This is a genomic window from Neisseria sp. Marseille-Q1983 (genome assembly GCF_018224585.1).
Taxonomy (GTDB): domain Bacteria; phylum Pseudomonadota; class Gammaproteobacteria; order Burkholderiales; family Neisseriaceae; genus Neisseria; species Neisseria polysaccharea.
Genome location: NZ_JAGTUI010000030.1, coordinates 13,311 through 28,037, shown reverse-complemented (window position 1 = coordinate 28,037; position 14,727 = coordinate 13,311). Strand labels below are relative to the sequence as shown.

General features: G+C 55.8%; 15 protein-coding genes. 11 read left to right on the top strand and 4 right to left on the bottom strand.

Going from position 1 to position 14,727, the window contains the following annotated elements:
- The 4 genes from KEM39_RS07890 to KEM39_RS07875 form a co-directional block, all read left to right on the top strand.
- Positions 1-820 (top strand): iron chelate uptake ABC transporter family permease subunit (locus KEM39_RS07890; protein ID WP_211709798.1); only part of this gene is annotated, 820 nt, incomplete at its 5' end.
- Positions 810-1,784 carry an iron chelate uptake ABC transporter family permease subunit gene (locus tag KEM39_RS07885; RefSeq protein ID WP_118997139.1) on the top strand — a complete coding sequence of 325 codons (975 nt, stop codon included), beginning with the start codon at positions 810-812 and terminating at the stop codon, positions 1,782-1,784. The genes KEM39_RS07890 and KEM39_RS07885, both read left to right, overlap by 11 nt.
- Positions 1,785-1,828: 44 nt before the next feature.
- The gene (locus KEM39_RS07880) at positions 1,829-2,455 is read left to right on the top strand and encodes an FmdE family protein (protein ID WP_061704582.1); all 627 of its coding nucleotides are present in this window, start codon (positions 1,829-1,831) and stop codon (positions 2,453-2,455) included.
- A gap of 83 nt (positions 2,456-2,538) precedes the next feature.
- Positions 2,539-3,297 carry an ABC transporter ATP-binding protein gene (locus tag KEM39_RS07875; protein ID WP_118997140.1) on the top strand — a complete coding sequence of 253 codons (759 nt, stop codon included), beginning with the start codon at positions 2,539-2,541 and terminating at the stop codon, positions 3,295-3,297.
- A gap of 32 nt (positions 3,298-3,329) precedes the next feature.
- On the opposite strand, the gene KEM39_RS07870 is transcribed toward KEM39_RS07875, so the two are convergent.
- The 3 genes from KEM39_RS07870 to KEM39_RS07860 all read right to left on the bottom strand — a co-directional run bounded on the left by KEM39_RS07870 (position 3,330) and on the right by KEM39_RS07860 (position 4,695).
- Entirely contained in the window at positions 3,330-3,803 is a 474-nt protein-coding gene (locus KEM39_RS07870) for a DUF2004 domain-containing protein (RefSeq protein ID WP_003713577.1), read from the bottom strand.
- Between the two features lie 94 nt (positions 3,804-3,897).
- Positions 3,898-4,236: a P-II family nitrogen regulator gene (locus tag KEM39_RS07865; RefSeq protein ID WP_002218119.1), complete on the bottom strand. Its 339-nt coding sequence runs from the start codon at positions 4,234-4,236 to the stop codon at positions 3,898-3,900.
- Positions 4,237-4,359: 123 nt separating this feature from the next.
- Positions 4,360-4,695, bottom strand: a complete 336-nt coding sequence (locus tag KEM39_RS07860; protein ID WP_003754652.1) for a hypothetical protein — start codon at positions 4,693-4,695, stop codon at positions 4,360-4,362.
- Between the two features lie 223 nt (positions 4,696-4,918).
- On the opposite strand from KEM39_RS07860, the gene purL reads away from it, so the two are divergent.
- From purL to mgtE, 3 genes are all read left to right on the top strand, one after another.
- The gene (gene purL, locus KEM39_RS07855) at positions 4,919-8,875 is read left to right on the top strand and encodes a phosphoribosylformylglycinamidine synthase (RefSeq protein ID WP_118997141.1); all 3,957 of its coding nucleotides are present in this window, start codon (positions 4,919-4,921) and stop codon (positions 8,873-8,875) included.
- A 93-nt stretch (positions 8,876-8,968) separates the two neighbouring features.
- Entirely contained in the window at positions 8,969-9,721 is a 753-nt protein-coding gene (gene gloB / locus KEM39_RS07850) for a hydroxyacylglutathione hydrolase (RefSeq protein ID WP_118997142.1), read from the top strand.
- A 293-nt stretch (positions 9,722-10,014) separates the two neighbouring features.
- Positions 10,015-11,469 (top strand): magnesium transporter, encoded by a 1,455-nt coding sequence (mgtE, locus tag KEM39_RS07845; protein ID WP_118997143.1) that lies wholly within the window; start codon positions 10,015-10,017, stop codon positions 11,467-11,469.
- 85 nt (positions 11,470-11,554) lie between these two features.
- On the opposite strand, the gene hslO is transcribed toward mgtE, so the two are convergent.
- Complete coding sequence (hslO, locus tag KEM39_RS07840; protein WP_118997144.1) at positions 11,555-12,463, bottom strand: Hsp33 family molecular chaperone HslO; 909 nt, start codon at positions 12,461-12,463, stop codon at positions 11,555-11,557.
- 245 nt (positions 12,464-12,708) lie between these two features.
- Between hslO and KEM39_RS07835 the strand changes: the two genes are divergently transcribed.
- The 4 genes from KEM39_RS07835 to KEM39_RS07820 all read left to right on the top strand — a co-directional run bounded on the left by KEM39_RS07835 (position 12,709) and on the right by KEM39_RS07820 (position 14,708).
- Positions 12,709-13,290, top strand: a complete 582-nt coding sequence (locus KEM39_RS07835) for a C40 family peptidase (RefSeq protein ID WP_118997145.1) — start codon at positions 12,709-12,711, stop codon at positions 13,288-13,290.
- Between the two features lie 18 nt (positions 13,291-13,308).
- Positions 13,309-13,527 carry a hypothetical protein gene (locus tag KEM39_RS07830; RefSeq protein ID WP_019271849.1) on the top strand — a complete coding sequence of 73 codons (219 nt, stop codon included), beginning with the start codon at positions 13,309-13,311 and terminating at the stop codon, positions 13,525-13,527.
- 144 nt (positions 13,528-13,671) lie between these two features.
- Entirely contained in the window at positions 13,672-14,016 is a 345-nt protein-coding gene (locus KEM39_RS07825; protein WP_118997146.1) for a CidA/LrgA family protein, read from the top strand.
- Entirely contained in the window at positions 14,016-14,708 is a 693-nt protein-coding gene (locus KEM39_RS07820; RefSeq protein WP_118997147.1) for an LrgB family protein, read from the top strand. Before KEM39_RS07825 ends, KEM39_RS07820 begins: the two co-directional genes overlap by 1 nt.
- Positions 14,709-14,727 lie beyond the last annotated feature (19 nt).

Sequence of the window (14,727 nt, the reverse complement as noted above, 5' to 3'; positions counted from 1 at the left end):
CCTGCCGCGCACGTTTGCGATTGTGCTGACGGGCGCGTCTATGGCGGTGGCGGGGATGATTATGCAGATTTTGATGCGCAACCGTTTTGTCGAGCCTTCTATGGCGGGCGCGGGTCAGAGTGCGGCTTTGGGTTTGCTTCTGATGTCCCTGCTGCTGCCTGCCGCGCCGCTGCCGGTCAAAATGTCGGTTGCCGCCGTTGCCGCGCTAATCGGAATGCTGGTGTTTATGCTGCTGATCCGCCGTCTGCCGCCGACGGCGCAACTGATGGTGCCGCTGGTGGGGATTATTTTCGGCGGCGTGGTTGAGGCAGTGGCGACGTTTGTCGCGTATGAGTTTGAGATGCTGCAAATGTTGGGCGTGTGGCAGCAGGGCGATTTTTCGAGCGTGCTGCTGGGGCGGTACGAGCTGCTTTGGATTACGGGCGGTTTGGCGGTGTTTGCCTATCTGATTGCCGACCGGCTGACGATTTTGGGGCTGGGTGAGACGGTCAGCGTGAATTTGGGTTTGAACCGGACGGCGGTGTTGTGGTCGGGGCTGATTATTGTAGCACTGATTACATCGCTGGTCATTGTAACGGTCGGCAATATTCCGTTTATCGGGCTGGTCGTGCCGAACATCATCAGCCGCCTGATAGGCGACAGGCTGCGCCAAAGCCTGCCTGCGGTCGCCCTCTTGGGCGCGTCTTTGGTGTTGCTGTGCGACATTATCGGACGCGTGATTGTGTTTCCGTTTGAAATTCCGGTATCGACCGTCTTCGGGGTATTGGGTACGGCGTTGTTTTTATGGCTTTTGTTAAGGAAACCTGCTCATGCCGTCTGAAAAAAATATCGGTTTTATGGCAGGAAGCAGCCGTCCGTTGTGGGTCGCTTTTGCACTGTTGCTGGTTTCCTGCGTTCTGTTTATGACGCTCAACGTCAAAGGCGATTGGGACTTTGTTTTGCACCTGCGCCTGACCAAGCTTGCCGCGCTACTGATGGTCGCCTATGCGGTCGGCGTTTCCACCCAGCTTTTTCAAACGCTGACCAACAATCCGATTCTGACCCCTTCGATTTTGGGTTTCGATTCGCTGTATGTGTTTTTGCAGACCTTGCTGGTGTTTACGTTCGGCGGCGTGGGCTATGCTTCCCTGCCGTTGACGGGCAAATTCGGCTTTGAACTGGTCGTTATGATGGGCGGCTCGCTGCTGCTGTTTTACACGCTCATCAAACAGGGCGGGCGCGATTTGCCGCGTATGATTTTAATCGGCGTGATTTTCGGGATTTTGTTCCGCAGCCTGTCGTCGCTGCTTTCGCGCATGATCGACCCCGAAGAATTTACGGCGGCGCAGGCGAATATGTTTGCCGGATTCAATACCGTCCACAGCGAGCTTTTGGGCATAGGCGCGCTGATTCTGCTCGTCAGCGCGGCGGTCGTTTGGCGTGAACGCTACCGCTTGGACGTACACCTTTTGGGGCGCGACCAAGCCGTCAATTTGGGCATCAGCTACACGCGCAACACCTTATGGATACTGCTTTGGATTGCCGCGCTGGTGGCGACGGCGACCGCCGTGGTCGGCCCGGTAAGCTTTTTCGGGCTTCTCGCCGCCTCGCTTGCCAACCACTTTTCCCCGTCCGTGCGCCATTCCGTCCGCCTGCCGATGACGGTTTGTATCGGCGGCATCCTCCTGGTCGGCGGACAGACCGTATTCGAACACTTCTTGGGCATGAAGGCGGTATTAAGCGTGGTGGTCGAATTTGCGGGCGGACTCGTTTTCCTCTATCTCGTTTTAAAACACAAAAAATGACGGATGCCGTCTGAACGGCAGCCTGGCTCGAAAGGACAAACCATATGACGCAAGAACGTTTCCCATCATTCTTCAACCAAGCCCCGACCATCACCGTCAGAGACCCGCTTGCCGCATTCCTCGGCGCGGCCGAAAACGGCATCCTCACTTACCGCTACGCCGATGCCGTGCGCCTGTGCGGACATTCCTGCCCGACCGTCGCGGGCGCGTACCTGATGGTTATCAAAGGTCTGAAAGCCCTTTACGGCGAAGAGCTGCCCGAACGCGGCGGCATCGAAGCCGCCATGCAGGGAACGCGCGACGAAGGCACGGTCGGCGTAACCGCGTCCGTCGTCCAACTCCTCACCGGCGCAGCCCCCGAAACCGGCTTCGGAGGCATCGGAATGCAGGGACGCTTCGCCCGCCGCAACCTCTTATCCTTTGGTGCAGGCGAAATCAACGGCACACTGACCCTGCGCCGCAAAGACAACGGCAAAACCGTCGCCGTCAGCCTCAACGCCGCCCTGCAACCCTTTGCACCCGAAATGCGCGAACTTATGCCCAAAGCCGTCGGCGGCAGCGCAAGCGCAGAAGAACTCGAACGCTTCGGACAACTCTGGCAGGCGCGCGTTAAAGCATTTTTGACCGAATCGGCGGACGACCCGCAGTTCGTCATCGTCCGCGAAGTGTGAGCGTTCAGACGGCATTTTGAATTTCAAATGCCGTCTGAACCCCCGCCAAACAACAACAAACCTACGCCCGACAAGCATCCGCCATGATTACCATCCGCAACGTCAGCTACCGCATCGGCACACGCCCCATCCTCGACAACGTCAGCCTCGACATCCCCGAAGGCGGCATTACCGCCCTCGTCGGCCCCAACGGTGCGGGCAAATCCACCCTGTTTTCCTTTATGGCGCGGCTGCGCCCGCTTGAAAGCGGCAGCATCGCCTACCGAGGCAAAAATCTTGCCGGCACCCCCACCGCCGAACTCGCCAAAACCCTGTCTATCCTCACCCAAGAAAACAGCATCATGAGCCGCATCACCGTGCGCGACCTGCTGATGTTCGGCCGTTACCCCTACCATCAAGGCAGACCGACTGCCGAATGCCGCCGTATCGTTAACGGTGCAATCGAAGAATTCCACCTGCAAGACCTCTCCGACCGCTATCTGACCGAACTCTCCGGCGGACAACGCCAACGCGCTATGATTGCGATGGTGTTCTGCCAAAGCACAGACTACGTCCTTTTGGACGAACCGCTGAACAACCTCGATATGTATCACGCCCGCTCGCTCATGCAGATTCTGCAAAAGCTCACGCGCGAACACAAACGCACCACCGTCGCCGTATTGCACGACATCAACCAAGCCGCCGCCTATGCCGACCACGTCGTCGCCATGAAAAACGGCAAAGTCGCCCTGATCGGCACGCCCGAAGAAGTGTTCACCGTACACAACATCAAAGAACTGTTCGACATGGATGTGGACGTACTCGACTACGAAGGCAAAAAACTCATCGTCCACCACATCTGAAGCTCAAAAAGAAAATGCCGTCTGAAAAGGAGCTAACTTTCCCAGTCGATGCCGCATATGCCGCCGTCGGCGAACAGTTTGACGGCCAGTATTTCATCGCTTTTTTCTCGGTCTATCATGTAGTCCATCACAATCGAGTCGCAGTCTGGCAGTTCCTCCGTCCATAAAGAGATGCTCTCTAAACGCATGGCGCGGGCAAATTCTTCGGGGTTGTCGGGGTAGTCCGCATCTTCTATTTCAGTGATGTGGAAATTCAAATATTCGCCGTCTTCGGTTAAATATTCGGCAATGGCGGCGCGGGCCATTTTGTCCGCTTCTTCCAAACGCGCTAAAAACGCGGCGAATGCGTCTAATTTTTCGGCAGTCAGTTCATCGTCGCCGCCAGTCCATAAACAGACTTCGACGGTATCGCCGTTGACAGGCAGCTCGCGTTCCCAGCAAACGTCCGGTCCGTTTTCCGGGCTTCCTGCCGATAAGGTTTCAAAATAAGGATGTGAAACAGGCATAATTGGTTTTCCTTGAATTATTGGCGGGGTGGTGTTTTCCTGCCGTCTGAAAAGGGGTATTCCGCGTTTCAGACGGCATTTCCATTCCAAACGCTCAAACCGCCGCGTCCGAACGTTCACCCGTGCGGATACGGATTGCCTCCTCAACCGGCAGCACAAAAATCTTGCCGTCGCCGATTTTGCCCGAACGCGCAACTTCGACAATTACGTCAATCGCGCGTTCCACAGCGTCATCCGCCAACACCAGCTCGATTTTGACCTTGGGCAGGAAATCGACGGCGTATTCCGCGCCCCGGTAAATCTCCGTATGCCCCTTCTGCCTGCCGAACCCTTTGACCTCGCTGACGGTCATGCCCGTAATGCCGATTTCCGTCAACGCCTCGCGCACGTCATCGAGTTTGAACGGTTTGACGATGGCTTCGATTTTTTTCATGATTGTTCCTTTAGGATTCCATATTTGCATCTACGGAAATTCTTGCGTCGACATCCTGCGGGGATTACTGTCCGATAAAACAATGTGTTTGACATGCAAAACATACATATCAACGCCTCGTTGCTAAAATTGTTCGATTATGAACATTACAAAAAAAACAGCAGCCAAAAAGACGAAAATCCATGTCCAATACCGGTTGCGCAGAAAAAACAGGCTTGAGTTGTCTCTCACGCCGATTATTTCTCCTGTTTCATTGTCAGTATAGGTTTTTACTTTATCGGAAATAAACCACTTACTAAAGAAGTAGTTGCAAAGTGCAGCAATACAAAGGCTTAACATAAAAACGAAATTTGAGGAAATTGCATCTTTCAACCAATCTCCCAAGGCAAAACCACAGATAACTCCGATAATCAGAGACAAAACAACCAAAAGCCCCTTCCCACTCCAAACAATAAACATTGCATAACTCCTTCTTAGCTTGTCCAAACAATTTCAAAAGCGGACGTAATTTTACTATATTTCAGAATATAAATCACATTTCTCAGAACGCGACTGACATGACAAAGGTTTTTACATTGATTGTATTTGTAAAATTGTAAACATTTTTTCGCTTACACGCGCTAACGAAACCGTCCTTTTCGCGTATAATGACATTTTCCCAACCGCATTTGAGAGCCGAATTATGTCTGTTGTGTTGCCCTTGCGCGGCGTTACCGCCCTTTCCGATTTCCGTGTTGAAAAACTCCTGCAAAAAGCCGCCGCACTCGGTCTGCCCGAAGTCAAATTAAGCAGCGAATTTTGGTATTTTGTCGGCAGCGAGAAAGCACTTGATGCCGCGACTGTCGAAAAACTGCAAGCCTTGTTGGCGGCGCAAAGCGTTGAACAAACGCCAAAAGCGCGCGAGGGCTTGCATTTATTTTTGGTAACGCCCCGTTTGGGTACGATTTCGCCTTGGGCTTCCAAGGCAACCAATATCGCGGAAAACTGCGGTTTGGCAGGCATCGAACGCATCGAGCGCGGCATGGCGGTGTGGCTGGAAGGTGCGCTTACCGATGAACAGAAACAGCAATGGGCGGCGTTGCTGCACGACCGCATGACCGAATCCGTGCTGCCCGATTTTCAGACGGCATCCAAATTATTCCACCATCTCGAATCCGAAACTTTCTCCACCGTCGATGTTTTGGGCGGCGGTAAAGAGGCTTTGGTCAAAGCCAATACCGAAATGGGTTTGGCACTCTCCGCCGATGAAATCGATTATCTGGTTGAAAACTATCAGGCTTTGCAACGCAATCCGTCCGATGTTGAATTGATGATGTTCGCTCAGGCAAACAGCGAACACTGCCGCCACAAAATCTTCAACGCCGATTTCATCCTCAACGGCGAAAAACAGCCCAAATCGCTCTTCGGCATGATACGCGACACGCACAACGCGCATCCCGAAGGCACGGTCGTCGCTTATAAAGACAACTCGTCCGTGATTGAAGGCGCGAAAATCGAGCGTTTCTATCCGAATGCGGCGGAAAACCAAGGCTACCGTTTCCACGAAGAAGACACGCACATCATCATGAAAGTGGAAACGCACAACCACCCGACCGCCATCGCGCCGTTTGCGGGCGCGGCGACGGGTGCGGGCGGCGAAATCCGCGACGAAGGCGCGACGGGCAAAGGTTCGCGCCCGAAAGCAGGCTTGACCGGCTTTACCGTGTCCAACCTCAACATCCCCGACCTCAAACAGCCGTGGGAACAAGACTACGGCAAGCCGGAACATATTTCCTCGCCGCTGGATATCATGGTCGAAGGCCCGATCGGCGGCGCGGCGTTCAACAACGAATTCGGCCGCCCCAACCTCTTGGGCTACTTCCGCACTTTTGAAGAAAAATTTGACGGTCAGGTTCGCGGCTATCACAAACCGATTATGATTGCCGGCGGCCTGGGCAGCATTCAGGCGCAGCAGACGCATAAAGACGAAATCCCCGAAGGCGCGTTGCTGATCCAACTGGGCGGCCCGGGCATGCTTATCGGCTTGGGCGGCGGCGCGGCTTCTTCGATGGATACCGGCACAAACGACGCATCTTTGGACTTCAACTCCGTACAACGCGGCAACCCCGAAATCGAACGCCGCGCGCAGGAAGTCATCGACCGCTGCTGGCAGCTCGGCGATAAGAACCCGATTATCTCCATCCACGACGTGGGCGCGGGCGGTCTGTCCAATGCCTTCCCCGAACTCGTCAACGATGCCGGACGCGGCGCGGTATTCAAGCTGCGCGAAGTGCCGCTGGAAGAACACGGTTTAACGCCTTTGCAAATCTGGTGCAACGAATCGCAAGAGCGTTATGTGTTGTCCATTTTGGAAAAAGATTTGGAGACCTTCCGCGCCATCTGCGAACGCGAACGCTGCCCGTTTGCGGTAGTCGGCACGGCGACCGGCGACGGCCATTTGAAAGTGCGCGACGATTTGTTCTCCAACAATCCCGTCGATTTGCCGCTGAACGTCTTGCTCGGCAAACCGCCCAAAACCACGCGCAGCGACAAAACGGTTACGCCGTCCGAAAAACCGTTTAACGCGGGCGATATCGACATCACCGAAGCCGCCTACCGCGTTCTGCGCCTGCCTACCGTAGCCGCTAAAAACTTCCTGATTACCATCGGCGACCGCAGCGTCGGCGGCATGACCCACCGCGACCAAATGGTCGGCAAATACCAAACTCCCGTAGCCGACTGCGCCGTGACCATGATGGGCTTCAACACCTATCGCGGCGAAGCGATGTCTATGGGCGAAAAACCGACTGTCGCCCTGTTTGATGCGCCTGCTTCGGGCAGAATGTGCGTCGGCGAAGCCATCACCAACATCGTGGCGGTCAATATCGGCGACATCGGCAACATCAAACTTTCCGCCAACTGGATGGCGGCGTGCGGCAACGAGGGCGAAGACGAAAAACTCTACCGTACCGTCGAAGCGGTTTCTAAAGCCTGTCAGGCATTGGATTTGAGCATTCCCGTGGGCAAAGACAGCCTGTCGATGAAAACCGTGTGGCAGGACGGCGAAGAGAAAAAATCCATGGTTTCGCCTTTAAGCCTGATTATTTCGGCGTTTGCGCCGGTTCAAGACGTGCGCAAAACCGTTACGCCCGAATTGAAAAACGTCGAAGACAGCGTATTGCTGTTTGTCGATTTGGGCTTCGGCAAAGCGCGTATGGGCGGCTCCGCGTTCGGTCAGGTGTACAACAATATGACCGGCGACGCGCCCGATTTGGACGATACAGGCCGTCTGAAAGCGTTTTACAACGTGATTCAGCAGCTTGTCGCCGAAGACAAACTCTTGGCGTATCACGACCGCAGCGACGGCGGCTTGTTTGCGACGCTGGCGGAAATGGCGTTTGCGGGGCGGTGCGGTATCAGTGCCGATATAGATTGCCTGATGGATAAATTCCTGCCGATTCATTATCCGGATTTCCAAGGCGACCCGGCCGAAGACTTATCTGACGAACTTTATAATCATGCCGCCATTAAAATCTTATTTAATGAAGAATTAGGTGCGGTTATCCAAATCCGCCAACAAGATAGGGATTATGTTGATGCGGCATTTGAAGCGGCCGGCTTAACCGGTGCGGTCAGCCGGATTGGCTCTCCTGATTTTGACAATGAGTCTGTTTCTTTCTTTGGTTACGGCTATTTCTTGGAACAAAACCGCGCCGACCTGCAACGGGCATGGCAGGAAACTTCTCACGCCATCCAACGCCTGCGCGACAACCCCGCCTGCGCCGACAGCGAGTTTGCCATGATTGGCGACAACGGACGCAGCGCATTGTTTGCCGACGTGAAATTTGACGTGAACGAAGACATCGCCGCACCTTTCGTCAACAGCGGAGCAAAACCCAAAATCGCCATCCTGCGCGAACAGGGCGTGAACGGGCAAATCGAAATGGCGGCGGCGTTCACCCGCGCCGGATTCGATGCCTACGACGTGCATATGTCCGACCTGATGGCAGGCCGCGTCCGCCTTGCCGACTTCAAAATGCTGGCGGCGTGCGGCGGCTTCAGCTACGGCGACGTACTCGGCGCGGGCGAAGGCTGGGCGAAATCGATTCTGTTCCACCCCGCCTTGCGCGACCAATTTGCCGCCTTCTTTGCCAATCCGGACACGCTGACATTGGGCGTGTGCAACGGCTGCCAAATGGTCAGCAACCTTGCCGAAATCATCCCCGGCACGGCAGGCTGGCCTAAATTCAAACGCAACCTGAGCGAACAGTTTGAAGCGCGCCTGAGTATGGTTCACGTCCCCAAATCGCCTTCGCTGATACTCGCCGAAATGCAGGGCTCCAGCCTGCCCGTCGTGGTCAGCCACGGCGAAGGACGCGCCGACTTCGCGCTTCACGGCGGCAATATTTCCGCCGATTTGGGCATTGCGCTGCAATATGTAGACGGACAAAACCAGGTTACCCAAACCTACCCGCTCAACCCTAACGGCTCGCCGCAAGGTATTGCCGGTGTAACCAACGCCGACGGCCGCGTGACCATCATGATGCCCCACCCCGAACGCGTGTACCGCGCCGCGCAAATGAGCTGGAAACCGGAAAACTGGACGGAACTCTCCGGCTGGTACCGCCTCTTTGCCGCTGCAAGAAAAGCTTTGGGCTAACCGCCCTACTCAAACCGATGCCGTCTGAAGGGTATTTCAGACGGCATTCCCACATACCATCCTTTAAACGGCATCCGCCGCCGGGGAACACTCATGAAAATCACACCCGTCAAAGCCCTGACCGACAACTACATCTGGATGATACAGGAAGGCAACCGGGTCGTCTGCGTCGATCCTTCCGAACCCGCGCCCGTATTGGAATTCCTCGTCCGCAACCGCCTTATGCTCGCCCAGACTTGGGTAACACACCCCCACCCCGACCACGAGGGCGGTGCTGCCGCATTATGGCGCGCCTACATGGAATCGCCCGTTTACGGCGAAACCGACATCGAAGCCGCCACCCACACCGTAACCGCCGGCACACAATTCACCTTCGGCGACGTGCAGGTTACCGTTTGGGCAACCCCGGGCCATACCGGCCGCCACATCAGCTACCTCATGGAAACTTCAGACGGCATACACGTCTTTTGCGGCGACACCCTTTTTTCCGCCGGCTGCGGACGCGTGTTCACCGGTACGGTCGAACAGCTTTACGACAGCTTCCAACGGTTCGACCAATTACCCGAAGGCACCCTGTTCTACCCGGCGCACGAATACACCGCCGCCAACCTGCGTTTTGCCGCCCATATCGAGCCGGACAACGCCGACATTCAGACGGCATTGAAAGCGGCAGAACGCACGCCCACCCTGCCCGTTACCCTCGCCCACGAACGCCGCGTCAACCCGTTCTTACGGACAGAAATCCCCGCCGTCCGCCAACGTGCCGAAGCCCTGGTCGGCAAAACGCTGAACAGCGGTTTGGAAGTATTCGCCGCCCTGCGCGGACTGAAAAACACCTACCGCTGACCTTCCGCCCGAAACAGCCCGCCGGATCCGGACAAAACCGCGCTTGTGCCGCCGCCCTTGCAGACAGGCGGCGAAATGCCGTCTGAAGGCTTCAGACGGCATTTTGTCGGACAAACGGCAAGCCGTTTCCCGCAAAAAGGAGTAGAATAATGCCGTTTCCAATCCCGTGCCTGATTTTTCGGGCTTTTATTATGGACCTTCCCAGTTCGTTTTTACTGAACACCCCATCCGATTCAAACCCGCAATAACCATCCCGCCGGAATGCCTCCCCGCACACGGCGGGCGGAGCATTTATGAGCATCGAACAAACCCCTCCGAACCTTGAAAACAACGGTATCGAAAACGATGTAGAACGCGTTTCCGCCGATTTCGACCGTGTCCACTCCCTCTGCGAAATCCTCGAACCTGCTTTTGAACAAATCGAAAACGGCACACCGCTCGAAGACGCGCCGCTGCGCGACAAGCTGACCGAGCTGACCGTCCTCTTGAGCGAGCTGCACCCTGCCGACGTGGCGGCGGTGTTGGAATCGCTGCCGCCGCGCGAACGCAATATCGTCTGGATTTTAGTGAAACCCGAAGACGACGGCGAAGTATTGCTGGAAGTGTCCGACGCGGTGCGCGAAACGCTGATCGAGTCGATGGACAAGGACGAATTGTTGGCGGCGGTCGATGATTTGGACGCGGACGAACTGGCGGAACTGGCAGACGATTTGCCGCACCAAGTGGTTTATGAAGCCTTACAGACGCGCGATGAGGAAGAACGCGCCCAAGTCAAAGCGGCAATGTCGTATGAAGACAACCAAGTCGGCGCGATTATGGACTTCGAATTGGTCAGCATCCGCGCCAATGTCGCCTGCGAAGTGGTGCTGCGTTATCTGCGCCGCTTCGAGCGTCTGCCCGACCATACCGACAAGATTTTTGTGGTCGATGAAAACGACGTGCTGCAAGGCGTGCTGCCCATCCGCAAACTTTTGGTCGCCGATCCCGAAGATTTGGTGGAAAACGTGATGGCGAAAGATGTCGTGCGTTTCCGCGCCGAAGACGACGTGGAAGAAGCGGCGCAGGCGTTTGAACGCTACGACTTGGTTACCGCGCCCGTCGTCGATGAAAACAAAAAGCTCATCGGCAGGATTACCATCGACGAGATGGTGGACGTGATCCGCGAAGAATCCGAAGCGGATATGCTGAATATGGCGGGTTTGCAGGAGGAGGAAGACCTGTTCGCCCCCGTCTTGGATTCCGTCAAAAACCGCTGGATGTGGCTCGCCGTCAACCTCTGCACCGCCTTCCTCGCCAGCCGCGTCATCGGCGCGTTTGAAGGCAGCATCGAAAAAATCGTCGCACTCGCCGCGCTGATGCCCATCGTCGCCGGTATCGGCGGCAACTCGGGCAACCAGACGATTACCATGATTGTCCGCGCCATGGCGATGGGGCAACTGACAGGCATGCAGGCAGGCAGGCTGTTGAAAAAAGAAGTCGGCGTCGCCCTGGTCAACGGCATTATCTGGGGAACCGTCATGGGCGCGGTTTCATGGCTGCTCTACGGCAGCCTCGGCATCGGTTTGGTCATGGTTGCCGCGATGACGCTCAACCTGCTGCTGGCGGCAACGGTCGGCGTGCTGATTCCCGTCATTATGGAAAAGTTCGGACGCGATCCCGCACTGGGCAGTTCGGTACTGATTACCGCCGTTACCGATTCCGGCGGCTTCCTGATTTTCTTGGGTCTCGCCACCCTGTTCCTGCTTTGAATGCCGTCCGAACCCGCGCAAAAATGCCGTCTGAAGCGGAAGCTGTTTCAGACGGCATTTGACTATTTATCCTTGTTGCTCAAGATTATTGGACGGTATGTCGGGACTGCCCTTTGGCAACGCCGACCACATCCTCCCCGAACAGCGCATTGACATCGGTTTCGTCAAACACATATTTGCTGTGGCAGAAGTCGCAATCAATCTCGATGCTGCCTTGTTCCGCCACCACGCCGCCGACTTCTTCCCCGCCCAGCATCAGCAGCATATCGCTGACCTTGCCCCGCGAACAGGTGCACGAAAATTCAAACGTTTCCGGCGCGAACACGCGCGGCGGCGTTTCGTGGAACAGGCGGTACAAAACATGTTGCGCATCCAGTTCTGCCAGCTCCTCCGCCGTCAGTGTGCGCGCCAGCGTGCTGACGTGTTCCCACGCCCCTTCATCCGACACCGCTTCAGGCAGACGCTGCACCAGCAGACCGCCCGCCGCTTCATCGCTTGCAGACAGGACGATGTGCGTATCAAGCTGTTCGGAACGTTTCATATAGTTCACCAACATTTGCGCGATGCTGTCGCCTTCCAAAGGCACTACGCCCTGCCAGGGTTCGCCGTCTTTGGGTTGCAGCGTCAGCACGAATACGCCGCCCTCGCCCAAAAGATCGGCCAAACTTTCATCTTTACCGATTTCTGCCGCCTCGTCCCACCGCGCGGTCGCACGGACGGTACGGTCGGAAGTCGCTTCCGCAACCAGCATTTTCAGCCGCCCCTGCCCCTGAACCTGCACAATCAGCGTGCCTTCGTTTTTTAAGTTGCCCGACAACAGCACGCCCGCCGCCAACAGCTCGCCCAAGGCGCGGCGGATGGCGGCGGGATAGTTTTTCTGTTTTACAATGTGCTGCCACACGTTTTCCAGACGGACATGCAGCCCGCGCACGGGCATATCGTCGAAGATAAAGCGGGTACGCACATCGGCGCGGTTGATGGAGGTTTGATTCATTATTCTCTCTGATTGATTGTTCGGATGGCGGATATATGGTTGCGGTCGGCGCGAAAACAAGGCGGACGACGGGTGCGTTTTCCCAAGTTCTCAATAAATTATATAAAAATCAAAATATTAACTCAATCTAACAAGCCGTTTTTTGCCAAACAGCCGTTTTTTTATATACAATCAACAAGATATTTTCGACTGATACAGCATAACATCGCACGGCGGCACGATGCCTCCTGCGCGGAAACACCGATATGGATTCTTTTTTCAAACCGGCAGTTTGGGCGGTTTTGTGGCTGATGTTTGCCGTCCGCCCCGCCCTTGCCGACGAGTTGACCAACCTGCTCAGCAGCCGCGAGCAGATTCTCAGACAGTTTGCCGAAAACGGGCAATACACCCAAACCGCACGCCGCAACAGCGACCATACTTCCGGTTCTGCCGATGAACTGATCGGCAATGCGATGGGGCTTTTGGGTGTTGCCTACCGCTACGGCGGCACATCGGTTTCTACCGGTTTTGATTGCAGCGGCTTCATGCAGCACATCTTCAAACGCGCCATGGGCATCAACCTGCCGCGCACGTCGGCAGAACAGGCGCAGATGGGTACGCCGGTTGCCCGAAGCGAATTGCAGCCCGGGGATATGGTGTTTTTCCGCACACTCGGCGGCAGCCGCATTTCCCATGTCGGGCTTTATATCGGCAACGACCGCTTCATCCACGCGCCGCGCACGGGGAAAAATATCGAAATCACCAGCCTGAGCCACAAATATTGGAGCGGCAAATACGCGTTCGCCCGCCGGGTCAAGAAAAACGACCCGTCCCGCTTTCTGAACTGATTTCCCAAGGAATACGCAATGAGTATGCCCGAAATGCCCAAATGGTACGACGATGACGGACAGATCGTGTCCTGTACCGAAAAGGTCAAAGTAATGTCCGAAAATATGTCCGAACTGTACCAAACGGCGCAAGACGCGTTTGAAGACGCGCTGCTGATGGGTTGCGGCGAACGTCAGTTGCGCGATTACCTGCTCGCGCTGATTGAAGGTTTGGAAAATCCCTACCGCAAAGTCTGAACACGCCCCGGTTGCTGCGGCACGGTTTATCCGTGCCGTTTTTGCGTTTGTGCGCGGCTTCGGCTTTTCAGACGGCATATTTGACGTTATGATTAAACAGTTAACAAAATTTATCACAACGCCGTCAAAAGACAGACACACAACATGAACATCATCCGCGCGCTCCTCATCATCCTCGGCTGCCTCGCCGTCGGCGAAACCGCCGTTTTCCTAGCAGGCATCAAACTGCCCGGCAGCATCGTCGGCATGGGCGTGCTGTTTGCGCTTTTGCAGGCGGGTTGGGTCAAAACGTCTTGGCTGCAACAGCTTACCGACGCGCTGATGGCAAACCTGACGCTGTTCCTCGTGCCGCCCTGCGTGGCGGTTATCAGCTATTTGGATTTGATTGCCGACGATTGGTTTTCGATACTGGTTTCCGCCTCCGCCAGCACTTTATGCGTACTGCTGGTTACAGGCAAGGTTCACCGCTGGATACGGAGCATTATCTGATGAACGAAATCCTCAGGCAGCCCAGCATCCTGCTTTTCCTCACGCTTGCCGTGTACGCGCTCGCGATTATCGTGCGCACGCGCACGGGCAACATCTTCTGCAACCCCGTACTCGTCAGCACCGTGGTGCTGATTGCCTACCTGAAAATCCTCGGTATCGATTATGCGGTGTACCACAACGCCGCGCAATTCATTGATTTTTGGCTGAAACCCGCCGTTGTCGTGCTTGCCGTGCCGCTCTACCAAAACCGCCGTAAAATCTTCAACCAATGGCTGCCCGTCATCGTTTCGCAGCTTGTGGGCAGCGTTACGGGCATTGTTACGGGGATGTATTTTGCCAAATGGCTGGGTGCGGAACGCGAAGTCGTCCTCTCGCTCGCGTCCAAATCTGTTACCAATCCCATTGCCATCGAAATTACCCGTTCCATCGGCGGCATTCCCGCCATTACCGCCACCACCGTCATCATTGCCGGACTGGTCGGACAGATTGCCGGTTACAAAATGCTGAAGAACACAGTCGTCATGCCCTCGTCCGTGGGTATGTCGCTCGGCACGGCCTCGCACGCGATGGGCATTGCCGCCTCACTCGAACGCAGCCGCCGCATGGCGGCATACGCGGGGCTGGGGCTGACGTTCAACGGCGTACTGACCGCACTGATTGCGCCGCTGATTATCCCCGTTTTGGGGTTCTGAACCTGCTTCAGACGGCATT

Coding starts and splice junctions, on each gene's coding strand:
- KEM39_RS07875 (WP_118997140.1), top strand. CDS start 2,539: ATGATTACCATCCGCAACGTCAGCTACCGCATCGGCACACGCCCCATC.
- hslO (WP_118997144.1), bottom strand. CDS start 12,463: ATGAATCAAACCTCCATCAACCGCGCCGATGTGCGTACCCGCTTTATC.
- KEM39_RS07830 (WP_019271849.1), top strand. CDS start 13,309: ATGAGTATGCCCGAAATGCCCAAATGGTACGACGATGACGGACAGATC.
- gloB (WP_118997142.1), top strand. CDS start 8,969: ATGAAAATCACACCCGTCAAAGCCCTGACCGACAACTACATCTGGATG.
- KEM39_RS07860 (WP_003754652.1), bottom strand. CDS start 4,695: ATGTTTATTGTTTGGAGTGGGAAGGGGCTTTTGGTTGTTTTGTCTCTG.
- KEM39_RS07885 (WP_118997139.1), top strand. CDS start 810: ATGCCGTCTGAAAAAAATATCGGTTTTATGGCAGGAAGCAGCCGTCCG.
- KEM39_RS07825 (WP_118997146.1), top strand. CDS start 13,672: ATGAACATCATCCGCGCGCTCCTCATCATCCTCGGCTGCCTCGCCGTC.
- KEM39_RS07880 (WP_061704582.1), top strand. CDS start 1,829: ATGACGCAAGAACGTTTCCCATCATTCTTCAACCAAGCCCCGACCATC.
- KEM39_RS07865 (WP_002218119.1), bottom strand. CDS start 4,236: ATGAAAAAAATCGAAGCCATCGTCAAACCGTTCAAACTCGATGACGTG.
- KEM39_RS07835 (WP_118997145.1), top strand. CDS start 12,709: ATGGATTCTTTTTTCAAACCGGCAGTTTGGGCGGTTTTGTGGCTGATG.
- KEM39_RS07820 (WP_118997147.1), top strand. CDS start 14,016: ATGAACGAAATCCTCAGGCAGCCCAGCATCCTGCTTTTCCTCACGCTT.
- mgtE (WP_118997143.1), top strand. CDS start 10,015: ATGAGCATCGAACAAACCCCTCCGAACCTTGAAAACAACGGTATCGAA.
- purL (WP_118997141.1), top strand. CDS start 4,919: ATGTCTGTTGTGTTGCCCTTGCGCGGCGTTACCGCCCTTTCCGATTTC.
- KEM39_RS07870 (WP_003713577.1), bottom strand. CDS start 3,803: ATGCCTGTTTCACATCCTTATTTTGAAACCTTATCGGCAGGAAGCCCG.